Origin of the sequence: Rosenbergiella metrosideri, assembly GCF_022602565.1 — a bacterium.
GTDB lineage: Bacteria > Pseudomonadota > Gammaproteobacteria > Enterobacterales > Enterobacteriaceae > Rosenbergiella > Rosenbergiella metrosideri.
Map to the genome: position 1 here is coordinate 130,944 of NZ_JALBCV010000003.1, position 24,377 is coordinate 155,320.

Annotated in this window: 23 protein-coding genes; 7 read left to right on the forward strand and 16 right to left on the reverse strand. The window is 47.4% G+C overall.

Annotated elements, in window-relative coordinates; all coding sequences use genetic code 11:
* Positions 1–46: 46 nt before the first annotated feature.
* Together fbp and ppa are read left to right on the forward strand one after the other, a co-directional pair.
* Positions 47–1,039 carry a class 1 fructose-bisphosphatase gene (fbp, locus tag MKR94_RS05120; RefSeq protein WP_241645855.1) on the forward strand — a complete coding sequence of 331 codons (993 nt, stop codon included), beginning with the start codon at positions 47–49 and terminating at the stop codon, positions 1,037–1,039.
* 83 nt (positions 1,040–1,122) lie between these two features.
* The gene (ppa, locus tag MKR94_RS05125) at positions 1,123–1,653 is read left to right on the forward strand and encodes an inorganic diphosphatase (RefSeq protein WP_241645856.1); all 531 of its coding nucleotides are present in this window, start codon (positions 1,123–1,125) and stop codon (positions 1,651–1,653) included.
* Positions 1,654–2,569: 916 nt separating this feature from the next.
* Here the strand turns inward: ppa and MKR94_RS05130 are convergent.
* From MKR94_RS05130 to tamA, 3 genes are read right to left on the reverse strand one after another with little or no spacing between them, the layout of a single operon-like run.
* Positions 2,570–2,917 (reverse strand): gamma-glutamylcyclotransferase family protein, encoded by a 348-nt coding sequence (locus MKR94_RS05130; RefSeq protein WP_241645857.1) that lies wholly within the window; start codon positions 2,915–2,917, stop codon positions 2,570–2,572.
* A gap of 2 nt (positions 2,918–2,919) precedes the next feature.
* Positions 2,920–6,747 carry an autotransporter assembly complex protein TamB gene (tamB, locus tag MKR94_RS05135; RefSeq protein ID WP_241645858.1) on the reverse strand — a complete coding sequence of 1,276 codons (3,828 nt, stop codon included), beginning with the start codon at positions 6,745–6,747 and terminating at the stop codon, positions 2,920–2,922.
* Positions 6,744–8,483, reverse strand: coding sequence for an autotransporter assembly complex protein TamA (gene tamA / locus MKR94_RS05140; RefSeq protein ID WP_422047502.1), 1,740 nt, complete (start codon positions 8,481–8,483; stop codon positions 6,744–6,746). Before tamA ends, tamB begins: the two co-directional genes overlap by 4 nt.
* 420 nt (positions 8,484–8,903) lie before the next feature.
* Here tamA and paeA point away from each other — a divergent pair, with 420 nt between their 5' ends.
* On the forward strand, positions 8,904–10,250 hold the full coding sequence (paeA, locus tag MKR94_RS05145) for a polyamine export protein PaeA (RefSeq protein WP_099823506.1): 1,347 nt from the start codon (positions 8,904–8,906) through the stop codon (positions 10,248–10,250).
* Positions 10,251–10,290: 40 nt separating this feature from the next.
* On the opposite strand, the gene MKR94_RS05150 is transcribed toward paeA, so the two are convergent.
* The 3 genes from MKR94_RS05150 to fklB all read right to left on the reverse strand — a co-directional run bounded on the left by MKR94_RS05150 (position 10,291) and on the right by fklB (position 12,277).
* Positions 10,291–10,494 carry a DUF1107 domain-containing protein gene (locus MKR94_RS05150; protein WP_099823504.1) on the reverse strand — a complete coding sequence of 68 codons (204 nt, stop codon included), beginning with the start codon at positions 10,492–10,494 and terminating at the stop codon, positions 10,291–10,293.
* A gap of 270 nt (positions 10,495–10,764) precedes the next feature.
* Positions 10,765–11,514 (reverse strand): 3'(2'),5'-bisphosphate nucleotidase CysQ, encoded by a 750-nt coding sequence (cysQ, locus tag MKR94_RS05155; RefSeq protein ID WP_241645859.1) that lies wholly within the window; start codon positions 11,512–11,514, stop codon positions 10,765–10,767.
* Positions 11,515–11,656: 142 nt separating this feature from the next.
* The gene (gene fklB, locus MKR94_RS05160) at positions 11,657–12,277 is read right to left on the reverse strand and encodes a BamJ family beta-barrel-assembly machinery protein (protein WP_048912779.1); all 621 of its coding nucleotides are present in this window, start codon (positions 12,275–12,277) and stop codon (positions 11,657–11,659) included.
* A gap of 158 nt (positions 12,278–12,435) precedes the next feature.
* On the opposite strand from fklB, the gene MKR94_RS05165 reads away from it, so the two are divergent.
* The gene (locus tag MKR94_RS05165) at positions 12,436–12,933 is read left to right on the forward strand and encodes a LysM-like peptidoglycan-binding domain-containing protein (protein ID WP_241645861.1); all 498 of its coding nucleotides are present in this window, start codon (positions 12,436–12,438) and stop codon (positions 12,931–12,933) included.
* 49 nt (positions 12,934–12,982) lie between these two features.
* Here the strand turns inward: MKR94_RS05165 and rplI are convergent, their stop codons facing one another.
* Genes rplI through rpsF form a run of 4 tightly spaced genes read right to left on the reverse strand, consistent with a single transcriptional unit; the run spans position 12,983 to position 14,423 of the window.
* The gene (gene rplI, locus MKR94_RS05170; protein WP_048912781.1) at positions 12,983–13,432 is read right to left on the reverse strand and encodes a 50S ribosomal protein L9; all 450 of its coding nucleotides are present in this window, start codon (positions 13,430–13,432) and stop codon (positions 12,983–12,985) included.
* 39 nt (positions 13,433–13,471) lie between these two features.
* Positions 13,472–13,699, reverse strand: coding sequence for a 30S ribosomal protein S18 (gene rpsR / locus MKR94_RS05175; protein ID WP_000135199.1), 228 nt, complete (start codon positions 13,697–13,699; stop codon positions 13,472–13,474).
* 4 nt (positions 13,700–13,703) lie between these two features.
* On the reverse strand, positions 13,704–14,018 hold the full coding sequence (priB, locus tag MKR94_RS05180) for a primosomal replication protein N (protein WP_241592723.1): 315 nt from the start codon (positions 14,016–14,018) through the stop codon (positions 13,704–13,706).
* Positions 14,019–14,027: 9 nt separating this feature from the next.
* Complete coding sequence (gene rpsF, locus MKR94_RS05185; protein ID WP_048912783.1) at positions 14,028–14,423, reverse strand: 30S ribosomal protein S6; 396 nt, start codon at positions 14,421–14,423, stop codon at positions 14,028–14,030.
* Between the two features lie 220 nt (positions 14,424–14,643).
* Here rpsF and MKR94_RS05190 point away from each other — a divergent pair, with 220 nt between their 5' ends.
* Both MKR94_RS05190 and MKR94_RS05195 read left to right on the forward strand, forming a co-directional pair.
* Complete coding sequence (locus MKR94_RS05190; protein WP_241645863.1) at positions 14,644–15,090, forward strand: Ivy family c-type lysozyme inhibitor; 447 nt, start codon at positions 14,644–14,646, stop codon at positions 15,088–15,090.
* A gap of 233 nt (positions 15,091–15,323) precedes the next feature.
* A complete protein-coding gene (locus tag MKR94_RS05195; RefSeq protein WP_241645865.1) occupies positions 15,324–16,649 on the forward strand; it encodes an APC family permease in 1,326 nt (441 codons plus the stop codon).
* A 37-nt stretch (positions 16,650–16,686) separates the two neighbouring features.
* On the opposite strand, the gene MKR94_RS05200 is transcribed toward MKR94_RS05195, so the two are convergent.
* Positions 16,687–18,099, reverse strand: coding sequence for a putrescine aminotransferase (locus MKR94_RS05200; RefSeq protein WP_241645866.1), 1,413 nt, complete (start codon positions 18,097–18,099; stop codon positions 16,687–16,689).
* 245 nt (positions 18,100–18,344) lie between these two features.
* On the opposite strand from MKR94_RS05200, the gene MKR94_RS05205 reads away from it, so the two are divergent.
* The gene (locus tag MKR94_RS05205; RefSeq protein ID WP_241645867.1) at positions 18,345–18,830 is read left to right on the forward strand and encodes a hypothetical protein; all 486 of its coding nucleotides are present in this window, start codon (positions 18,345–18,347) and stop codon (positions 18,828–18,830) included.
* Between the two features lie 36 nt (positions 18,831–18,866).
* Here MKR94_RS05205 and rlmB read toward each other — a convergent pair whose 3' ends face one another.
* The 5 genes from rlmB to MKR94_RS05230 form a co-directional block, all read right to left on the reverse strand.
* The gene (rlmB, locus tag MKR94_RS05210; protein WP_062811973.1) at positions 18,867–19,598 is read right to left on the reverse strand and encodes a 23S rRNA (guanosine(2251)-2'-O)-methyltransferase RlmB; all 732 of its coding nucleotides are present in this window, start codon (positions 19,596–19,598) and stop codon (positions 18,867–18,869) included.
* A gap of 65 nt (positions 19,599–19,663) precedes the next feature.
* Positions 19,664–22,108, reverse strand: coding sequence for a ribonuclease R (gene rnr, locus MKR94_RS05215; RefSeq protein ID WP_241645869.1), 2,445 nt, complete (start codon positions 22,106–22,108; stop codon positions 19,664–19,666).
* Positions 22,109–22,125: 17 nt separating this feature from the next.
* Entirely contained in the window at positions 22,126–22,563 is a 438-nt protein-coding gene (nsrR, locus tag MKR94_RS05220; protein WP_048912790.1) for a nitric oxide-sensing transcriptional repressor NsrR, read from the reverse strand.
* A gap of 177 nt (positions 22,564–22,740) precedes the next feature.
* Complete coding sequence (locus MKR94_RS05225) at positions 22,741–24,039, reverse strand: adenylosuccinate synthase (protein WP_241645871.1); 1,299 nt, start codon at positions 24,037–24,039, stop codon at positions 22,741–22,743.
* 145 nt (positions 24,040–24,184) lie between these two features.
* A complete protein-coding gene (locus MKR94_RS05230; protein WP_241645872.1) occupies positions 24,185–24,373 on the reverse strand; it encodes a DUF2065 domain-containing protein in 189 nt (62 codons plus the stop codon).
* Between the last annotated feature and the right edge of the window lie 4 nt (positions 24,374–24,377).

A 24,377-nucleotide genomic window follows, 5' to 3' on the forward strand; every position in this document is an offset into this window, starting at 1 on the left:
CTATACTGTTAATGAAAAGTAAACCAATTTACGATCAGGATACGCAATGAAGACCTTAGGCGAATTTATTGTTGAAAAACAAGCAGACTTTCCCCATGCCACCGGTGAACTCACCGCCCTTCTTTCAGCAATCAAACTTGGCGCGAAAATCATTCATCGCGATATCAATAAAGCGGGCTTAATAGATATTCTCGGTGCCAATGGTGTCGAAAATGTGCAAGGCGAGCAACAGATGAAGCTCGACTTATACGCGAACGAAAAATTAAAATCGGCGTTAAAAGCTCGTGGGATCGTTGCCGGGATAGCGTCTGAGGAAGAGGACGAGTTCGTTATTTTCGAAGGTTTCGAAGACGGCCGTTATGTGGTCTTAATGGATCCGCTAGACGGATCTTCAAACATTGATGTTAACGTCTCTGTAGGAACTATTTTCTCTATCTATCACCGTGTCACACCGGTTGGCACACCGATTACCGAAGAAGATTTTATGCAACCTGGCCGCCAACAAGTGGCCGCCGGTTACGTCGTCTACGGTTCGTCGACCATGTTGGTGTATACCACCGGTAACGGCGTCAACGCCTTCACCTATGATCCATCATTAGGGGTATTCTGCTTAAACCAAGAGCGGCTTACCTACCCACCGACTGGAAAAATGTACTCTATTAATGAAGGTTATTATGTGCATTTCCCTGTTGGCGTCAAAAAGTATCTAAAATTCTGCCAAGCAGAAGACGAGGCCTCCCACCGCCCTTATACCTCACGCTACATCGGCTCATTAGTGGCTGACTTCCACCGTAACCTTCTTAAAGGCGGTATTTACCTCTATCCACAAACGGCAAGTCATCCAAAAGGAAAACTACGTTTGTTATACGAGTGTAACCCAATGGCTTTCTTAGCCGAGCAAGCGGGGGGGAAAGCCAGCGATGGAGTTAACCGTATTCTCGATTTGAAACCGCAAACCATTCATGAACGTTGCCCATTTTATGTCGGTAACCAATACATGGTGGAAGATGTCGAACGTTTTATCAGTGAAAATCAATAAGCGATTAAAAATTCGGACACATACTGGTGCGTAATTCGCTATAATGCGCACCACAAATTTTACTGATAAATAGGAATCAACCCATGAGCTTGAACCTCGTCGAAGCTGGTAAAGACTTACCTGAAGACATCAATGTTGTGATTGAAATCCCGGCAAACGCTGCGCCGATCAAATATGAAGTTGATAAAGAATCAGGGGCTCTGTTTGTTGACCGTTTCATGGCAACTGCAATGTTCTACCCATGTAACTACGGTTACATCAACCACACGCTTTCTTTAGATGGTGACCCGGTTGATGTTTTAGTTCCAACCCCATACCCATTACAGCCTGGTTCAGTCATCCGTTGCCGTCCAGTCGGCGTACTGAAAATGACCGACGAGTCAGGCGAAGACGCTAAAGTCATTGCTGTGCCACACAGCAAACTGTCTAAAGAGTACGATCACATCAAAGATGTGAATGATCTGCCTGAGCTACTGCGCGGCCAAATCGCACACTTCTTCGAGCAATATAAAGCGCTGGAAAAAGGTAAGTGGGTGAAAGTTGAAGGTTGGAGCGACGCTGCTGCGGCGAAAGCAGAAATCGTTTCATCTTTCGAGCGCGCTAAACAGAAGTAATTGTTTTAATAGAATCATGATTACCCCACTATTGGTTTCAATGGTGGGGTATTTTTTACTTAGTATGGAAAGAATGAGTGCTAATAATAGGCAAATTAAATCAAAGGCCGACGCAGTCATCCATATTACTGAGACATACCTCATCCAAGCTTCTATCTTCAAACTATTCTCTTCTAAAAATTATAAGCAGGATCGTTACTGCTAAGTAAGAAAATTTTCTTCTTTTCGTATAATTTTATAAAAAATCTACTCACTGGACAAACACCCCAAAACCCATCATATGATTGAATGAATTAGGAGCAGGGAATAAATGCTTTTTGTTAAAAAGAAAAACTAAATTTTTATAATTTTCCTTATTCGCTAAATAGAGAAAAAACGACAGTAAAATAAGTCCACTCGCACATAACCCTAAAAATAAGCCAGTCCAAGCGAAGAGGTATTCAAGCACTAATTTACTCCAAAAACACATTGAATAGTTTCTCACCGGCCACGCTACCCGCATAGCCACCTGCGATAGATCCTATTGCTGCGCATGCTACGCCCCCCCCCCAGTGCTTAAAGCAAACTTAGTGTATTCTTTAAAAGCCAGTAGACAGATCTAATGTATCAACAACTTCTCTTGTATTAAGGGTATTAAAAAGCGTCAGCCATCGGAGGTTCTACTGAGATGGCGGCTCAATATGACGTTTCTTTCGATGTCTGAAAACAGAATAGATAACGATGGATAGCTCCGCAGATAGGAATTAAGCTTAGTAGCAGATTAAAGGTTATAGTGTAAACGACCGTGATAGCGTCAAACCTCTCTATCATCACTGGTTCTAATACCAGACAGGTCAGAGAACAGTGACTATTTTAATTGTTGAACGCAGTACAGCTTAATGAACCCTGCCGTACTGCTTTCAAGACGGCTTTTCTATTAAGAGTTCTCACTCCTCTCAAGCCAATCACCACTCGGTATTTGCGGGCGGCTTGCCACAGAACGCTGATAAATATACATCCAAGCGCTGCCATAAGGCGTTGAAACCAACTGACGCTTGTACTCGCCCCCTTTGGTTCTTAAGGCATCCAATTCACCTAAGGTCGTGGCATCGATACGATACACTTCACCCTCAATCGTCCCTACACCGGGGATTACCCCCGGATAGTGGCCAAGATTATAGAGCTCGTAGCCTTCGACTTGACAGTCACCCAGCCATTGAGCGTTGGTCATCCAATGACTATTTCCCTGCTTACGTCTTAAACTGCCATAGACAATGATTCGCATAGCTAAAACTCAAACTTATAGAGCACATCCAATGCCTGGTCGACGCCAGACACTGCTTCCAGGTAGAGTTTAGGCATCAAACGATATCGTAGCGTAAGAGTTGCTAACGAATCGAAGAGTCCCACTCCGTATTTTACTTGTAGGCCTGGTAGTACATAGCCACTGACTTGGACTTGTTGGCTATCGCCAACGCCCGCGGTATCTAACGCTAAATCGCTGACACCGAAAGTCTCGCCGATTTTACCCATAACTTGACCACTTTGTGCAACCCCTAAACCAACTAAAGCAGAAGTTAATGCATTACTGTCATCACTGCTTCCAAGACCTTGGCCTCTTAATAGATAAGAGAGTGCGGCTTGTTGTGACATAGTCGGGTCGGAGAAGACCTCAACTTTTGGCTCATCGGCTAAGCCAGTGACACGGATACCTGCGGTAACGCTGTCTTCGGTTGCATCGGGATTACGAATAGCCTCAAGATTGACATAAGGTTGATCCGGTGGGCCAGAGAACTGCAGTTGCCCTTTTCGCACAATCAAATCTTGTCCATAAGCATGGAAGCGACCTGAAGGGATATTGATCTGTCCATTGAGGCCCAAGCCATTTTTCCCTTGTCCGACTTTAAGATCGCCATTTAATCGCGCATTAAGGCCGAACGCCGACAATTTTACATCATCGCCTACATGAATAATCAGGTTACTGTTGATCGCCATGCTCGCAGTCGTCGGTTTGATCGGCTGTAAATGTTCGTCGAGCATCACCTCATCGGAGGATACCCCCACCGCACTCTCCGGCACATCTTGCACAATGATTCTCGCCCAAGGGATATCGACTCGTCCATCGAGGTTAAAGGCCGCTGGCGTGGCATCAAAGGTGAGGTCTGGCGAAACATCCATCCGGACCATCGGCGGCACCGTTACGCGGATTTTTTCACCTTTCGCAGCAATATGCGCTCGCCAGTTATCCAGCTGACGCCAATCGGCATTACCCGATAGGTTCAAGTTACCATGAGCCGTTTGGATTAATCCTTCCAGCGTCGATGACATGCCATTGAAGACCATCGAAAGGTTCGCATCGGTCAATTCAACCGGCATCGCGCTGGTTTGCGCTTTGGCATTTTTCAGCGCGAGTTGACCAAACACTTGCGGATTTTGTAACGAACCACCTAAACGTAACTGGCTATTCAGAACCCCTTGAACACTTTCGCCTTTAGATAGCGCCGGATTAAGAATAGCCAAGGAGAGATTATTAATTCCTACCGTTCCGCCTAACGTCCGACGATTCTCGGGATCGGCAACCTGTACATTACCGGTTAACTGTCCATTATTAGCCAACTTGATCAGCCATTGTAGCTGCGCTTTCCCTTTCACCAAGGCCGCTTTAAGATCTAACCGGTCGAAGGCGATAGGGAGCATCTTGCCTTGTACATCCTGACGGACTTCGACGCCTTGGCCGGTCAAGCTTAGATTGGCGTCTGGTAGGCCGCCATTCGCTGTCCAATTTACCCGCGTATCACCACTAAACCGTCCTGATAACTGCGTTTGTGCGGGCAGGAACTCTTTTAACATCGCCAGATCAAGTTTACGGATCTGCAGATGCGCATGCCCCGCTGGGCCAGCCACCATAGGTTCAGGAACGCACAGCTCTGCATTAGGATTTAACCAACAGTGGCTGCCTACCGTAATGGTCTGTTTCAGATTTTGATAATCGAGGCTCATCGCCCGGCTTAACGTCACGTTGCCCACTGGCGTCGAGAATTGACTCCGAGTTAAGCTACCTTGCCAGCGTTGCTGCTGACGGTCGAAATGCCCTTTTAGCGCTAACTCGCCTGCCACCGGCTTACCCGTGACTTTCAGGGTCAATTGATGGGCCTGCTCATTACCGCCGGCATTCAGTAGAATTTGCTGAATATCGACGCCTTCTTGATGCAACTGTTGTAGATTCAGGTTTAGGTTACCCGATATCTGCTCTGCCGAGCTGACATTGCCTTTCAAGGCTAATGACTGCAGGCGTATCTGTTGCCAGCGCAAGGCTCGCCCTTGCAGATCGACCTTCAGCTCCGGCTGTTTAAGGGTACCTCGAGCGTTAATCGCCCCTTTCAGGGTCCCGCCAAGGCCTGGCAAGGCATTGTCGAGCGCCGGTGCGTCAACGTCGGCGTCAAGCATCAGTTTGTTATTCAGCTCGCCATGCACATTCAGGTGATTACGCCCCAAGGCAACTAACAGTTGCGGCACTTTCCACTGCATGTAGCTATTGCCCTGCAAGTTGCCTTCAATATTAACCGGGTTCTGTTTAACGTTACCTTTAATATCGACTTTCGGCATACTAAGCTGCCAAGTCCCCCCAAATACACTGCCCTTGGTCATTATTTGGCCGTTAATTTTGGCTGGCCAATCGGGATATTGCCGTGCGGTATTGATGTTATTAAGCGTTAACTCACTGCGCCAGCTAATCGCCTTATTCCAATCCACTAATGCATTTAGGTCGATATTACCTTGCAGCGCCGCCACACGAAGTCGGTCTAAACTGAACTGACCGAGATCCCCTTTACCATTTAACGCGATCTGTGCCGGTGGAATCCCCTGTCCCGTTAAGGCTGCCGCGAGCTGAATACGGTAGTCTGAAGCCTTACCTGAGGTGTCGAGATTCACATTATCAACTTGAACCTGAGCGGGGCCGGTAAGCGGCCAACGTAAGCGCGGACTGTTCACTTTTAAAGAGAAAGGCAGTCCCACTGTCGCCGGTTGCGCCATGGCATTTAATTGCGCTTTCACCGGACCAGAAAGGTTAATCGCTAAGTCAACTTGCTGCTTCATGTTGCCTTTCAGCGCCAACTTCACTTTTTGCCCTTTGATCGGGTCAACATTTAGCGTGCTGTTAAGGTTCATATTAACCGGCCAATTATCCGCTAAATCAGCCTCGCCGCTGGCATGTAGCTGCCCTTGTATCGCCTGAACCTGTAATTGTTGCAAAGCAATATGGTTATGTTGGGCGCGCGCTTTTAGATTAAGTTGGTTAATCGTTAACTCGGTGTCACCCGTTACCCGTAAGGTATTACCGGTAATGCCTTGAATATCGACATCAACCGGTAAGGTCACTGTAGGCAGCTCCAATAACGGCTTAGCAAATAGCGCGCGGAGGGTATCGCCCAGCGGCGGCTGTTGTGCCGCGAGACGAGCCTGTTCATCTTCCGCTTTCTTCTGCTCTGCTGCCTGCTCTGGCGTTTGAGTGATCGCGGTTTTGGTCGCTTGTGCGGCCTTATCCACTGCCACTTTCGCCGCGGTCGGCAAGGCCAATAAGAAATTATTAATTTGGGTAGGGGCTAACGTAATCTGACGGTTCTGCCAAGCGATACCGGTAGTGAACTCACCCAGTGCAATACTTGTATCATCGACTTTGACATTGATATTGTGTAAACCAAGATGCTTAAGCGTCAGGGGATACGGCGTTGAAATATCGGTTAACGGTTCACTTTTTGTCTCTTCAACCGGTGCTGCAGGCGCCATCTTACTGGTATCAACGACGACGCTGACATCACTTAATGAAAGATCATCAACGCATACTGAGGAGTGCCATAAACACGAGGTATTCACCGCCAGATGAAGCTGGCCACTGCGTACTTCAACCCCTTGCATTTGATAAGTCATATCACGCAAATATAGATCACGCCAGCCGCCCTCGACTTGGCTTATATGTAAGCCAGGCACCCAGCGATTTGCCCCTTTAAATAACAGATGCAAACCAGGGGTCGTGCCAATCAGTAAGGCGACTGTCGTCATCAGCAGTAAGACGATGACGAGCAGGCCGATTAATCCTTTTTTCCACCAACTCATAATTCAGGTCCTAAGCCAATATAAAACTGAACACCGTGGGTATCTTTGTCACCAATCGGCGAGGCAATATCAAGTTTGATCGGTCCAACCGGTGAGGCCCAACGCACCCCGACCCCGGCACCGGTCTTGATATCGCTATCTTTGAAATTATTAACGGCTTCACCGCTGTCAATAAACGCCGCGCCCCACCATTTTCCTGTGACGTTATATTGGTATTCAAACGATCCCGTCGCCATTTTGCTAGCACCGGTCAGGTTATTATCGCTATCACGCGGTGAGACATCTTTATATTTGTAACCGCGAATGCTGCGGTCCCCTCCGGCAAAGAAGCGAAGATCCGGTGGCACCTTGTCGAAGTCGTCCGTTTCAATCCACCCTAACGTTCCTCTCACCACGAAACGGTGTTTCTCCGCATAGGTCCGGATCCAGACATTAGAGGCCTGTAGAATAACGAAGTCAGCACCAGATCCCCACGTTGTGTCGGAAAAATCAACTGAGTAGCGCTGTGAATCACCCCATGTCGGCATCAATCCGCCGCGTGAACGCGTTCGGTTAATGCTCGCACCAGGATAAAACAGCATGGTGGTATTGGTGTAATTTCCTTGAGTATAGTGGTCCAGACGCCAGGTTAAGTTGAGCGCTTTTTGCCAGCCACTGCTATTTTCCCAATAGCGCGATCCAACGATAGTGGTGGAATCCGCTTTGGTATCATTTAAGTCGGTACGCTTAAGCCCACCTTTGATAGTGTAATACTGCTCGATGGGATTTTTTAATAGCGGGATTTTATAGGTGAAGTCAAGTTGCTGCTCAGGCTGTGACAGATAGGTATTGGCCGTAATGCTATGACCATATTCATTTACCCAAGGTCGGTTCCATGTCGCCTTAAGTTGCGGACCGACATCGGTCGAGTATCCGGCACCGACTTCTAAGCTATTTTTAACAGCAGGAGTAACCGCTGCATTGATCGGTAATACCTTGGTTTTTTCTGCGCCCTTAAATTCCGGCGCAGCCACGACCGAACCGAACCATCCCATTGCAGAGAGGCGGCGGTTTAATTCGGCTAAGTTTTTTGAATCGTAATAATCGCCTTCGTGGAAAGGCACGAGCCTTTCTAAATACTCTTCTCTGATTTGCGACCCTGTAAAGGTCACTTTACCAAAGCGATAGCGCTGTCCAGTATCGTAGTCAATATCCCAGAAGGCTTGATGTAAGGGCAGCGATACCCCTAATTGGCTTTTACGATAAGCGCCATCGAAATACCCTTTACGCAGCGCAATACTGGAAAAGCCATTTTTGAATTTATCATAGTCGCCATGGTTGAGAACGGTTCCCACTTTAGGACGACCTTGCTCGACCCATTGTTGGTATTCAGAATCCTGCTGTCCCTCACCTTCAACTAATAAGGTGCTACCGCCGATTTTAACCGGTACACCAGGATCAACATGAATCGTCAGTACTTTTCCAGATGGCAGTGCCTGCTCAGGGGAAACGCGATAGGTGATCACTGGCTCATAATAGCCTAGCGCCCGTAAGCTTTGTTTAATCACCGCATCCAGACGCGCTTGAAAACGGCTATCTGCGCTGATCTCTTCGCTAGTTATCGTTGCCAACCTAACTCTGACATTATTTTGTAATTCGCCAGAAAGCCCTTCAAGGTTCAGCCTAACCGTCGCGGCCTGAAGTGAAGGAGCGGCTAACAAAAGTGCTGCCATACTATAATGGGTTAAACGTGTCACGAACTCTCCTGTTAAACATCCATTTGCAGCAGCAAATCGCGTAATGACATTAAAATATACACACTGTAGTAAGCTTAGTCTTGCTTAAGCTTTATAAAGGCTAAATCAAATAATAATTTTTCTTATCAATTACGCTATTTTCCAAAAACCTTGCATAAATTACAACCAGTGATCTAAAAGGCCTCTATAATGCTGAATTTCTGCACAGATCCCTCTAGCGACTTATTCCTTGCTACTGCTATACTCTGCTTAGGCAGTAATCACTGTCACTTCTGTTGCTGAGCACTATTCATAGTGAATATGCCCTGACAGACATTTTTGGCACGGATAACGTGTTCTTCCTCACTGACTGCCTGAATAATGCTTTAATGAGAAGTTGCCCAGGCCAAAAATGACAAGCTTATAAACTTCGGACTCTTTATGTTAGATAGCTTACTTGTCATCCTAGTATTAATTGTTATTAGTTTTTTCTTTGCTATGTCAGAGATCTCTTTGGCTGCCGCGCGGAAAATTAAACTCAGACTCCTCGCCAACGATGGTGATATTCGTGCAGAGCATGTGCTCAAGCTTCAAGAATCACCTGGAATGTTCTTTACCGTTGTGCAGATTGGTGTCAATGCCGTTGCCATCCTAGGCGGTATTGTCGGAGACTCCGCCTTTATGCCGGTTTTCTCTGATTTCTTTCATCGGTTCTTATCTCCAGAATTATCAGAAAAGCTGAGCTTTATCTGTTCTTTCACCGTGGTAACCAGCCTGTTTATCTTGTTCGCTGACCTCACACCTAAACGTATTGGTATGATTGCGCCAGAAGCCATCGCGCTGCGGATTATTGGGCCAATGCGAATTTGTTTATTGATTTTCCGTCCGTTAGTGTGGTTCTTCAACGGTATGGCGAACAACGTTTTCCGTCTATTCAAAATCCCGATGGATCGTAAAGACGATATTACGCCGGATGATATTTATGCGGTGGTGGAAGCGGGCGCCTTGGCAGGCGTATTACGTAAACAAGAGCATGAATTGATTGAAAACGTTTTCGAGCTGGAATCTCGTACTGTCCCCTCTTCTATGACCTCTCGTGAAAACATTGTTTGGTTTGATCTCAATGAAGAAGAAGCGGTATTAAAATCGAAAATTGCCGACCATCCTCACTCCAAATTCTTGGTGTGTAATGGCGATATCGACCATATCGTTGGCTATGTCGATTCGAAAGAGTTACTGCTGCGCGTGCTAGGCAATCAGAGCATGACCTTGAGTAGCGGTGTACAAATCCGTTCAGCGTTGATTGTCCCAGATACCTTAACGCTGTCTGAAGCCTTAGAAAGTTTTAAGACCGCGGGTGAAGATTTCGCGGTGATCATGAACGAATACGCTTTAGTGGTCGGAATTATCACGCTTAACGATGTGATGACCACACTGATGGGTGATTTAGTCGGTCAAGGTTTTGAAGAGCAAATCGTGGCACGTGATGCCAATTCGTGGTTAGTCGAAGGCGGAACGCCGATCGATGACGTCGTACGTGTATTGCATATCGAAGAGTTTCCACACTCAGGTAACTATGAAACCATTGGTGGTTTTATGATGTATATGCTGCGTAAGATCCCGAAACGAACTGACTTCGTGATCTTCTCTGGCTATAAGTTCGAGGTGGTTGATATCGATAACTACCGTATTGACCAACTATTGGTCACGCGCGTCAGCGACGAACGCCCTACGCCATTAACCCCTGCGGGCCAAGTGATCGACGAGATTACAGGTAAGCAGCAATAATCATTCGGGCCACGGAAGCAGCGCTTCGGTGGCCCGATAATTAGAATTTGACCTGTAACGCATTCACCTGACGATTAATTTCAGACATTATACTTAAACGCTGAATATCGCCGTTAATAGGTTTCAATACCTTTCCTTGGTCAAAATGAAACTCGCCAACATCCTCAATATAAATCTCGCCTTTAAATAACGTTTTAACGTAACGGGCAATTTGAATCGGATTATATCGTTTATAAATTTTCACTGAGTCTTTCTCTCTTTCGCTCCTGCGTTCTGAGATAGAGTGTAGTTTGTTATCCAGAAAACACAAAAATTACATATCAATAATATTTGATTAACCTATCAAAGAGAGTGAATTTGACTAATAATTCCCTCTTTGACAATGAAATCTAAGCCTTTTATTTCTTATGATTAAGAAACTACTCAGGATTATCGGCAGGTTTGATGACAAATTTATGGCGAAAGAAAATTATTTTGCTCCCGGCTATAAGGGAGCAAAAGAAAAGGAGAGGAATTAAAACAACGACACGCGAAAACCGGGATTTAAGAAGGACTCACGGGGTGTATAATCCAGCGTGCGACCATGCCAATCAGTGACTTGTGCACCAGCAGCTAAGGCTACAGCGTGGCCTGCCCCCGTGTCCCAGATATTGGTTGGCCCAAAGCGAGGATAGAGCTGCGCCTTCCCTTCTGCGACAAGACAGAATTTTAGGGAGGAACCGATCGCCACGGTTTGGTGTTCGCCGAGCTGATGCAGGTAATCGCTTAACTCAGGATCGTTGTTGGCATGCGAGCGGCTGACGACAACTAAAGGAGGTTGTGCATTGGTCACGCTGATGGGATGCCGTTCCCCTGTTGCCTCTTCCTTCCACGCCTTACCCTCCGCTGCACAATACAATTCATCCAATACCGGAGCGTACACGACACCAAGTATCGGTTTACCGTTCTCAATCAAGGCAATATTCACGGTGAATTCACCATTACGCTTAATAAATTCCTTGGTACCATCGAGCGGGTCAACTAGCCAATAGCGGGTCCATGTCTGCCGCGCCGACCATTCCACCACGGACTCTTCTGACAAAATAGGAATATCAGGAGTCAAGGCCTGTAAGCCTTCGATAATGACACTATTGGCAGCGATATCCGCGGCGGTGACGGGGGAATCGTCGGTCTTGATCTGCACATCAAGCCCCTCTTCGCGATGATAGATTTTTAGGATCTCTTCACCAGCTTGGCGTGCGATCTGATTAATCTGGTCTAACATTCTCAGCCTCCCGTCAACGACAGTTAGTAATATCAGAAATTATGATGAATGAGATTACCATACTCCGTCATCGGGGCTGGGTAAACCTCAATACTTGGGCGAAAAAAAACCGGCCTCTGGCCGGTTGATTAGGTCAATAGAATTACAGGATATCCAGCAATTCAACTTCGAAGACTAAGGTGCTGAATGGTGGGATTGAAGCCCCTGCGCCACGCTCACCATAGGCAAGATGTTGAGGAATAACCAGCTCCCATTTTGATCCGACCGGCATTAAGGTTAATGCTTCGATCCATCCTGCAATCACGCCACTCACTGGGAATTCTGCTGGCTCACCACGCGCAACTGAGCTATCGAATACCGTACCGTCGGTCAATTTACCAGTATAGTGCACGCGCACTCGATCTTGGCGAGAAGGAATAGCGCCTTCACCTTGTGTGAGGACACGGAACTGTAATCCCGACTCAGTGCTGTTTACGCCTTCACGTTGGCGGTTCTCTTCAAGGTACTTTGCCCCTTCAGCAGCCATCTCTTTAGTGCGCTCATCACGTACGGCTTCCGCACGTTCGTGCATTTCACGTAATGCACGGTGTAAAACATCCATAGGTACAGCCGGCGAATTTCCTTCCAGCGCATCACGCAAACCAGCTAATAAAGCTTCAGGCTCAAGACCTTGTAATCCTGATTCTAACAATTGCTGTCCGACTTGCAGGCCAATGCCATAGCTTGCTTGCGTTTCGACACTGTCAAAAGAAAGAGTCGTCATTTCTGTTCCTTTTCTCTAAATAAATTGAACCGCAAGGATAGCAGCGTCGGGGCTATTCGTAAAATTGATCCGCCGAGTAATGACTTTTTCTTAAGAAAGATTAACAATGATAGCTGCAATAGCGGCTGACCCTCAGCCCAATGCTAAAGGAGTCAGCGATGAAGGAGAGGATTTCGATCTTGTTTGAAGTAATCGGGCAATTTTATCGATATAAGGTTCGCCCACGCCTTGAACCCCTGCTCGCCCCCTTCTCGCCTTGGCATCGACGGGCCCTAGCAGTTGCCGCTCTACTGGTCATTATTGGTGGATTATTACCTGGGCCACCCCCTGCCCCAGATGTCACTCTACGCCACGTTGACCCGCCGAGTATACTGGCTGACCAAAACGAGAGTCAGGGAGCATGGCATACCTACCATATTGCCGCTGGGGAGACGTTAGCGCAGCTATTTCGTGATCAGGGACTTGCGACAGAAGACGTGTATGCGATGGCCAACGTACAAGGCGATGATAAGCCGTTAGGCACCTTGAGTGCCGGACAAGCCGTAAAGATACGGATGACAACCAATAAGACGGTAACAGGGTTAACGCTGGAGAATACGCGGGGGCAAGTATTGTTTGTCCGCCAAGAAGATGGCCGCTTCCTACGGGTACAATAGTTAAAAGCAAAAATGCCGGCTTTCGCCGGCATTTTCCTCACAGCTGAAATTACTCAGCAGCGATTTTGATAACCAGTTTAGCGAAAACTTCGCCGTGAACTTGGAAATCAACTTCGTGGTCACCAGTGGTGCGAAGAACACCATTTGGTAAACGCACTTCACTTTTAGCAACAGCAACACCTGCAGCGGTCACAGCATCCGCGATATCGCGAGTACCGATTGAACCAAACAGTTTACCGCCTTCACCCGCTTTAGTTGCGAGGGTGACAGTGCCCAGTGCATTGATTTTCTCAGCACGAGCATTAGCAGCAGCCAGAGTTTCCGCTAATTTAGCTTCTAACTCAGCGCGGCGAGTTTCGAAAAACTCGATGTTGTTTTTAGTTGCTGGGACAGCTTTACCTTGTGGTACCAGGAAGTTACGAGCGTAGCCCGCTTTAACATTAACCTGATCACCTAGGTTGCCCAGGTTTGCTACTTTATCAAGCAGAATAACTTGCATTACCTTATCCTCTTAAAGTCGTTAATGGACAGCTACCGATTACTGATGACGATCAGTGTACGGTAACAGGGACAGGTAACGCGCGCGCTTGATAGCACGGGCCAGCTGACGCTGGTATTTTGCACGGGTACCGGTAATACGGCTTGGTACAATCTTACCGCTTTCAGTGATGTAGTTTTTCAGCGTTGCGATATCTTTATAATCGATCTCTTGAACGCCTTCCGCGGTGAAACGGCAGAACTTGCGACGACGGAAATAACGTGCCATTTGGCTAGTCTCCAGAATCTATCAATTCAATCTGCTCGGCATGCAGTACAAGTTTACTCTGGCCTGTTTTCGCCTTATGGCTATGGACAAAACCTTCAAGTAAAAGCTGCTTGCCGACCGTTATATGTTGAGTAATAAGCTGATGTTCATGCCCACTGATAATCACAGGGATACGACATACAGCCAGCCGGTTTATTCCGGCTTCCCGCTGCATAGATTCATGTTCTAACACGAATTGGCAATGCGGGATTCCTGAGGGGCTAGTTTTTCTTACTACGGCTGTGCACACGTGCCCAGACAGTTGTAGACGGTTAGCCACCATCAAGAATTACTCTTCAGAATCCTCAGCATCTGAGTCATCAGCGGCTTCGTTAGCAAAGTCATCACGACGATCACGACGTTCTTCTTTTGCTTTAACCATTGGTGATGCTTCAGTTACCGCATGCTTAACGCGCATGACCATGCTGCGGATAACGGCGTCGTTGAAGCGGAAGTTTGTTTCCAGCTCGTCAATCACTTCTTGCGGAGCTTCAACGTTCAGAAGAACGTAGTGTGCTTTGTGCAATTTGTTGATTGGGTAAGCCAGCTGACGGCGGCCCCAGTCTTCCAGACGGTGGATCTTGCCTTCTGCACCAGTGATAGCACCAGTGTAACGCTCGATCATGCCAGGAACCTGTTCGCTCTGGTCAGGATGAACCATAAATACGATTTCGTAATGACGCATCGGTTGCTCCTTACGGATTATTCAGCCTCCTGTCAGGGTCAGCCGCGGCCCATGGAAGCAAGGAACGTTTTAAAATGCGGCTGAAAAATTTGACGCGTAATAATACTGATACTGGCGACTAAACACAAGACAATACGCCGCTTATTTAGTAAACATCTCGATTATTCGCCATCATGCTTCATCAAGGTCTATACTGGGGACGATTATCATAGGAGGAGTTATGTTAAAGCCAATCGGTATTATCGCGGCGCTACTCGTCGCACCGGCTGCTTTCGCCGCGGACACGACCTTTAGTGATCTCGTCAAAACGCCTGAAGGGGGAAAAGCGCTTACCGCACTAATCCACCACCAGAACCTACCTAACTGGATTAAAACCGGTGGCGTGGAATCTCCAGCGCAAACCGTGACCGTGAAAGGGAATGATTATCAGGTCTACGCCATCTGTAAACCACACAACTGCGGTAACCAGCAGTTTGCCGTACTGTATTCAGCCAAGCTAAAACAGATGAGTGGGCTTTACCTGCAAACGAATGAGAAATCGCATCGTGAGACCTTACAATGGCTCAACGTTAGTGATGAATTATCGATCGATGGCAAAACGATTCTCTACGCTGCCACAACTGGGAGCTTGGCGAACCACCCTAAAGCGTTTAACTATAGCGAATAAGCCTTAACGTTTAACCTCTAGAGGGCGGTTTGTGCCGTCCTCATACCTTTATTACCCTGCCCGTTTTACTGCTTTTCTTACTACCGAAAATTTTATTATTACTCCCTACTTTACTCTCTTAAAAAAAAGCCTATTTTAGCGAGTTAGAAACCATTTCTAGGCTGCATTCACCAGTAGTTGGGCATAGAAATTGCTTAAGCAGTATTACCCAATTTTTTCCCAGGTGGTGTTGAATGACTCAAGAAGTAACATATAAACGTAATTTAGGATTATGGCAGGTAGTCATCGTTGGCATTGCCTATATGACGCCGATGACAGTATTTGATACCTTCGGAATTGTTTCCGGTATGACCTCAGGCCGCGTTCCCTTGGCCTACCTCTTAGCCCTCTTTGCCGTGTTATTGACGGCCTTCAGTTATGGCAAAATGGTCAAAATCTTCCCCAAAGCAGGCTCTGCCTACACTTATGCCCGTAAGACTTGCGGTAATCGGACCGGTTTTTTAGTGGGCTGGGCTTCGCTACTGGATTATATGTTGTTGCCGATGATAAATGCCCTCCTAGCCGGTATTTATCTAAAATCGCTATTTCCTCAGGTGCCTTCGTGGTTGTGGATCGTCCTGTTTACTGGCTTAGTCACTTGGGTAAATAGTCGTAATATTCGCTTACTAGCAAACCTTAATTTCCTGTTTGTCGGTGCCCCTGTACTGTTAATGGCGGTATTCGTTTGGTTGGTGATTCAGGGAGTCGGACATCAACATGGCCATGAGGCAGTTTGGACGTTAAAACCGCTGTGGAATGGCGAGCCGACGTTTCTGCCGTTGGTAGCCGGTGCCGCCGTATTGTGCTTCTCATTTCTCGGTTTTGATGCCGTCACAACCTTATCTGATGAATCGCATCAACCTGACCGTACTATTCCGCTAGCAGTTTTCTTAACCGCATTGATCGGTGGTATCATTTTCTTCATTGCAGCCTGGTTTACTCAGCTCTACTTCCCGACGAATATCCAATTCAAAAATCCTACTGAAGCCATGCCTGAAATTGTGCTCTATGTCGGGGGAAAATTTTTCCAGTCGGTCTTTCTTGTGGCGATTTTAATTAATACCTTTGCTTCCGGCTTAGCTTCCCACGCCAGCGCTGCACGTTTACTGCATATCATGGGGCGTGATGGTATTTTTCCTATCGCTAAGTTTCGCTATATCCACCCGCGTTTAGGTAGCCCGCTCTACTGCGTGCTGTTTGTCGGGGCACTCGCAATGACCGCTGTATTCTTTAATCTTGATACCGCAGTCTCTTTAATTAGTTTTGGTGCGCTGGTTGCCTTTACCTCTGTGAATGTGTCAGTCATCGCCTACTATGCTATTCAACAAAAACATATAAAGACTCCCTCCCACTGGCTTGCGCACCTTTTGATCCCCATTACCGGAATAGTCTGTGTTGGCGTGATGTGGCTAAACTTAGACCAAGATGCGATGCGATTGGGGCTAGTTTGGACGGCAATCGGCGTGTGTTGGATTCTCTGGTATTGGTGGACGAAGAGAGAGCTGGTCTTTAACCAATAAGAAAAGACCCGCTTACCTTAGGTAAGCGGGTGATACATCAATGGATAAGAGAGGGAGAAACTTGGGGGGCCGCGCCTTTCCCAGAAGAGGCAGATAATTGTTCTAATACTTTTTCCACCTGCTCTAAGACTTGATCACACTGATCCATAGTTAAGGTCAAAGGCGGCTCAATCCGGACAGTCCGAGCATTATTTAATGTTCCCGCCACCAGTACGCCCCGGCGAAACATCTCACTGGCAAAGGCATAACCGGTCTCATTATCGCAAAACTCCAATGCCTGTAAGAATCCCATCCCTCTTACTGCAGTGATGACCTGAGGATAACGCTTAGCGCACGCCTTAAGCCGCTTCAGCAAATAGTCCCCCTTGTGCTGCGCCTGTGCAGCCAGATCATCACGAAGCAGGACATTAATCGTTGCCAAGGCAGCGGCACAGGCCATTGGATTACCACCAAACGTTGTGGTGTGTAAGAAAGGATTATCGAAAAGCACCGAAAAGATGCGTTTACTGGCTATCGTTGCACTAATAGGCATCACTCCGCCACCCAGCGCTTTCGCCAGGCAGAGGATATCTGGCTCGACGCCATAGTGCTCACAAGCAAACATTTTACCCGTTCTGCCCATTCCCGTTTGCACCTCGTCGAGAACCAATAATGCGCCTATTTCGTCGCACAATGCACGTACTGCGGGTAAATAATCCTCTGGTGGTAGAATAACGCCGCCCTCTCCTTGAATAGGTTCAAGGATCACCGCCGCAATTCCCTCGCCTCGTGCCTCACACTCCGCCACTTTCGCACGCATCGCCTGGATATCACCAAAATCAACATGATGAAATCCTGGTACGAGTGGTTGGAAAGGCTCTCGAAAGACAGGTTTGGCGGTCGCCGATAATGATCCCAGCGACTTACCATGAAAAGCACCATTCGCGGCGATAAAGCTGAATTTCCCTTGAGGGGCCTGGTATGCTTTGGCTAATTTCAGTGCTGCTTCCACAGACTCGGTACCGCTATTACCAAAGAAACAATAATTCAGCTCCCCTGGTGCAAGACCGGCTAAGGCCTGCGCCAAGAGGGCACGTAAAGGGTCGAGCAGTTCCTGACTGTGTAGCGGTTGCTTGTGAAGTTGATGTTCGACGGCATCAACGACCGTCGGATTACAGTGGCCGACGCTAAAAATACCGTAGCCACCTAGACAATCTATATACTCATTACCGCGGGTATCCGCTAGGGTATTCAAGCTCGTGGCACGCCACTCTACTGCAGCATAGCCGCCACCTGACGTGACTGATTTGCGATATTCTAGGAACCCAGGGTTAACATGTTGACGGAAACCGTCGACGGTTAGTTGATTGAGAAGCGCGAGTTGATCTGAAGAAAGGGTCTCACTTTGTATAAAATCTAATGCCTGCTGAGTCGACTCTAGCGGGGTTAAGGGTTGGTTTGTACGGTTCAAAATAAGCTCCTAGAAAGTGGCACCACAGAGTGCACTGATAGTGATGCATATTTCATTCCAGAATAAGGTTACGCGGCTCACACAATTCGCTGACCAGTTTATCGAAATATAATGCAGCTCACAGCTTGAGCCGTATTGCGCGGTCGATTCCGCTGAGTAGTTTCGATTTTTTCTTAATCATAAGGCGACCCACCTTAAACTGTGATAAAAATGTTAAATACTCAACCCCATCAAGGAACCTAGATATGGCCTCGTACCGTCTTATTAGCTTCACGATCGCATTATGTTTGCTCGCAGCCTGCGACGATGCGTCGAAACCCCAACAGGAGAAGTTCGCCAGCAAGGAAGCCGCTCATACTCCATCATCAGAAAAAATTGAGAACTTTAAGAAGCAGGACGTGAATGATAAATCGGCCATGCAAGCGACTATTCTTGATGATATTAAGAAAAAGTTGCCCATTTTGATTGATCAAGCGACGTTACTGACCGAGATTTCAATGAAAGATAATGCCTTTATTTACCATTTAGACGTAAAAGGTATCCCAGTTTCCGTGATGAACACGCACTATTGGCAGGAAAATATAAAGAAGGCGATACAGGTTCAATACTGTAAAAATGATGACAAGATGAAGATTTTCAAGGATTTTTTTACAGGTGGGGCTGTCTATAACTATTTCGTCGACAGTAAGCTTATCTATACGGTTACGATAACACCTGAAGAATGCCACTAAGCACCCCCTCCATAGAAGGAGATGCTTATCGGCACGTTATTGGCGCTGACGTACCGCTTCAAACAAACAGATCCCCGTGGCAACGGAAACGTTGAGTGAAGAGACCGAACCCGCCATTGGGATGCTAATTAACTCATCACAATGTTCGCGCGTTAACCGCCGCATGCCTTCGCCTTCGGCCCCCATCACCAGTGCCATACCGCCAGTCATTTTGCTCTGATATAACGTATGGTCGGCTTCACCGGCCGTGCCGACAATCCAGATATGGTACTCTTGTAACAAACGCATTGTTCTTGCAAGGTTCGTCACACGAATAAGCGGAACGGTTTCTGCTGCACCACAGGCCACTTTCTTAGCCGTAGCGTTTAACGCCGCCGAGCGATCTTTCGGCACAATCACCGCAGCTACACCCGCTGCATCAGCGCTACGTAAGCATGCGCCAAGATTATGAGGATCGGTTACGCCATCGAGAATTAACAGCAGCGGTTTATCCAGTTTTTCCAGTAAATCAGGCAGATCACCTTCCTGATACTGACGCCCCGGCTTCACTAATGCCAAAATTCCTTGATGCACAGCACCTTCTGCCGCCTCGTCCAGCCATTGACGAGTCGCTACTTGAATAGTGACGCCCTGTGATTCCAATGCCTGAATCAGCGGCTGTAAACGACGATCATCCCGGCCTTTTAATATAAAGACTTGTTGAAAGCGCTGAGGTTGACGTTCCAATAAGGCTTGAACCGCGTGGATGCCAAAAATTTTTTCACTCATAATTTTTCTATCAATTGCCTTGAGAGGGCTGGCAACTCAAGGTTGCCAGCAGATTCTGCTTACGCTTATTCTGCGCGTTTTTTCTTCGCTGCACGCTTTGCTTTCGTAGCTTCCGCTATTTTACGTGTTTTTTCAGAGACTTTTTTGGGTTTTTTAGTGGCCGCTTTTACGGTGCTCACCCCCTCTTTTTTCTTGGTCCCGCGAAAGGCACTGTCTGGTTCAAAATTAACTTTTTTACCCGCATTGCGGCGTTTTTTCCCTGCGCCGGAAGCGGTTTTCTTCGCCCGATCTTTTTCCGTCTTGCCTTCACCACGCGGTTTGCGTTGACTTGAAATCAGCGCAAAATCGATCTTACGCTCATCCATATGTACCGCATCAACCCGCACCTCGACCGTATCGCCCAAACGGAATACTTGGCCGCTCGCTTCTCCGGTTAAACGCTGACCAATTTGGTCGTAACGGTAGTAATCGTTATCTAAGGTCGACACATGCACCAGCCCGTCAATAAACAGGTCAGCCAGTCGAACAAAGAAACCGAAATTAGTCACGCTAGAAATAATGCCGGTAAAGGTATTCCCCACCTGATCCTGCATAAAGTCGCATTTTAGCCAGTCAGCCACATCGCGTGTCGCTTCATCAGCCCGCCGTTCCGTTAATGAACAGTGCTGACCTAACTGCAACATCTGCTGCATATCATAGTGACAACCGCCCCCCGGTGTGAGCGTATCGACAGGCTGTCCTTGCTCCTTAGCAATCAAATATTTAAGTGAGCGGTGCAGCAGTAGATCTGGATAACGACGGATCGGCGACGTAAAGTGCGCATAAGAGGTCAAGGCTAAACCGAAGTGCCCACGATTTTCAGGATCGTAAATGGCCTGCTTCATCGAGCGTAGTAACATCGTTTGCAGCATTTCCGCATCGGGTCTGTCTGCAACCGCGGTCAGTAACTCTGCATAATCAAGTGGCGTGGGTTTATTGCCGCCAGTCAAGGTTAGCCCCAGTTCGCCCAGTACTTTCCTAAAACTTTTGATACTTTCATCTGTTGGACGGTCGTGATCACGGAACAGCACTGGCTCTTGGTACTTCTCGGCAAAGCGTGCCGAGGCAATATTGGCCAGAATCATGCACTCTTCGATTAACTTGTGTGCAGGATTACGGCGCAGACGCTCGACACGTTCAATGCGACGTTCCGCATTAAAGATAAACTTCGGCTCTTCGGTCTCAAATGAGATACCGCCACGTTGCGTACGCGCGGTTTCCAAGACTTGATACATGGCATACAGCTCTTCAAGATCTTTCACCCGAGGGGCATATTGTTCACGTAACGCTTCATCGCCTTCAAGAATCGACCAGACTTTATTGTAAGTCAGCCGAGCGTGAGAGTTCATTACCGCTTCGTAATGTTTGTAGCCGGTTAATTTGCCGCGTGCGGAAATCGTCATCTCACAGACGAGGCAGAGACGATCCACCTGCGGATTCAACGAGCAAAGCCCATTTGACAAGACTTCAGGCAGCATCGGGACCACTTGTGTTGGGAAGTAAACTGAGGTCCCGCGTTTTTCGGCTTCGTGGTCCAGTGCCGTGCCAGGTCGGACGTAGTAGGTCACATCGGCAATCGCGACCCATAGTCGCCATCCACCGCCGCGCTTTTTCTCACAATACACGGCATCATCGAAGTCGCGTGCATCTTCACCATCAATAGTCACTAACGGCAGTTGACGTAAATCGATACGCCCGTGTTTTGCGCTTTCGGGGACTTCTTCACTAAGATGACTGATCTCTGCGTCGACGTCACTTGGCCACTCATTAGGAATTTCATGAGTACGCAGGGCCATGTCCACCGCAAGGCTCGTTCCCATCTCATCACCGAGGATTTCAGTGATCTTACCGATGGCTTTCATTCTACGTGTAGGCCGTTTTTCTAAGGTCACCACGACCACCGCCCCCATGCGTGCCTGCATCGCAGGATCGGCTTCGATTAAGATATCGAAACTGAGACGACTGTCATCAGGGACAACAAAGCCCGCGCCCGCGTCGGTAAAGTAGCGCCCAACAATTTGTGGGTTACGAGGCTCTACCACACGAACCATTCTGGCCTCGCGACGGCCTTTACGATCAGCCCCCACCGCTTGGGCCAAGATAATATCGCCATGTAAGCAAAGCTTCATCTGTTCAGCCGAAAGATAATAATCATCCTTCTGCCCCTCAACACGTAAGAAGCCATAACCATCTCGGTGGCCTATCACTTTGCCGCGGATAAGGTCTAAACGCTCGGGCAAGACGTAGCATTGGCGGCGGGTGAAAACTAACTGACCATCACGTTCCATCGCCCTTAAGCGTCGACGTAATGCTTCCAGTTGCTCTTCACTGGTAATGTTCAGCTCCGCTGCGATTTCATCACGACGAGCGGGCGTTTCACGTTTTTCTAAATGGGCGAGGATAAACTCGCGACTCGGGATCGGATTTTCATATTTTTCCGTTTCCCGTTGTAAAAAGGGATCTTGTGACATAGGGTCCTCCAATGTCTCTAGTATAAGTTCTCTACGGAAATTTCAGCGTTGAAAATCCGTTTCAAGTTCCCGTCATTTGCGATATCCGCTAGGGTATATTTGTCTAACTCAGCGAGAAATTCTTTCATCGCTTGTGCGAGTATCCTTTTCAAATGACAGGACGGTGTAATTAAGCAGTGGTCACAATCGACCAACTGTAGGGGTTCCAAACGACGGACGACGTCCCCGATATTGATTGATTCTGCAGGCCTGGCAAGGCGTATTCCTCCCTGCTTTCCTCGACTTGATTGAATAAAGGCTTCCTGACTCAACTTATGAACAATTTTAACCATATGGTGGCGAGAAATAGCATAAAGTTCGCTGACTTCAGTAATCGTTGTCATTTTGCCAGCGGGCAAACTCGCCATAAATATCAATGCTCGTAGCCCATAGTCAGTAAAACTGGTCAGTTGCACATCTGCCTCAATAAATATTCAGGACGAAAAGATAAATGGCTCAACTGAATTATAAACCAATCTCGATAGTGCGGGCCTTTTGTTTGTAGGTCAATACACAGAGAACATTGCAAGGAAGATTTAGTCAGGTAGGAGGGAAAAACAATGGCCGGTATTGTACCGGCCATTCTTATCACATTAGCTGTCAAACGGATCCCGTAAGATCATCGTTTCGCTACGGTCAGGACCCGTAGAGATAATGTCTACCGGGATACCCGTTAATTCTTCAATGCGCTGAATATAATTCAGGGCTGCTTGTGGCAGACCATCACGGGTTTTAACACCGAAGGTATTGTCATCCCAACCTGGCATCGTTTCATAAATTGGCGTTAAACCTTCCCAATTTTCTGCTGCCAGAGGCGTGGTATCAACTTCTTTACCGTTAGGTAAACGATATCCCACACAGATCTTAACTTCTTTCAATCCATCAAGGACATCCAGTTTGGTTAAGCAGAAGCCTGACAGGGAGTTGATTTGCACAGCACGGCGTACCGCAACAATGTCTAACCATCCTGTACGACGACGACGGCCGGTGGTAGCACCGAACTCGTTACCTTTCTTACCTAAGAACTCACCGATATCATCGAATAATTCTGTTGGGAAAGGCCCTGCACCGACACGAGTAGAGTAGGCTTTAACGATCCCTAAAACGTAATCAACGTAACGAGGGCCTAAACCACAGCCTGTTGCCACGCCACCTGCCGTGGTGTTGGAAGAGGTTACATAGGGATAGGTTCCGTGGTCGATATCGAGCAGCGTGCCTTGCGCGCCTTCAAACATCATGAAGTCGCCGCGTAAGCGTGCTTTATCTAGCAGGTCAGAGACATCGACAACCATAGAGGTCAAGATATCTGCCATGGCTAAGGTATCATTTAAGATAGCATCGTAATCAACCGCTGGCTCTTTGTAGTAGTGCACCAACTGGAAGTTGTAATAATCGACGATCTCTTTCAGCTTAACGGCGAAGGTCTCTTTATCAAAGAGATCTCCTACGCGTAAACCACGACGTGCGACTTTATCTTCATACGCTGGACCAATACCGCGGCCAGTGGTGCCGATAGCTTTAGCGCCACGCGCTTTTTCACGCGCCACATCCATAGCAACATGATATTGCAGGATCAGCGGACAAGCTTCAGAAATCAGTAAACGTTCACGTACTGGGACACCACGATCTTCCAGGCCTTTCATCTCTTTCATCAGAGCTTCTGGAGAGAGCACGACACCATTACCGATGATGCTGGTAACATTATCACGTAGGATACCTGAAGGGATTAAGTGAAGAACGGTTTTTTCACCGTTGATGACGAGCGTATGACCAGCATTGTGCCCACCTTGATAGCGGACGACATATTTTGCGCGCTCAGTCAGCAAATCTACAATTTTACCTTTGCCCTCGTCACCCCATTGGGTGCCAAGTACGACAACATTATTACCCATTTTCTAAAACCATTGATTGCTTAAAAATGGATTCTACCACCAGCTTTTCTCGGTTTCAGCTTTTTTAATAAGCGAAAGTCGCTTTTTTATTTAGACAAAATATTCACTGCAAAAATAACTTATTCGCAGTTTTATATACTATATACTACTTATAAATCATATAAAATATCACGACTCCCGCCACGACAAAGGCACCGCCGAAGCGTCTTAAGAGCTTTTCAGGTGAACTGATCAACGTAAGTAAGCCTCTTTTCCAGACCTTAGGCAATAACATGGGACCTAACCCTTCCACGATTAATAATAATGAAACGGCCGTCCATATAGCTGAGTGCATGAGG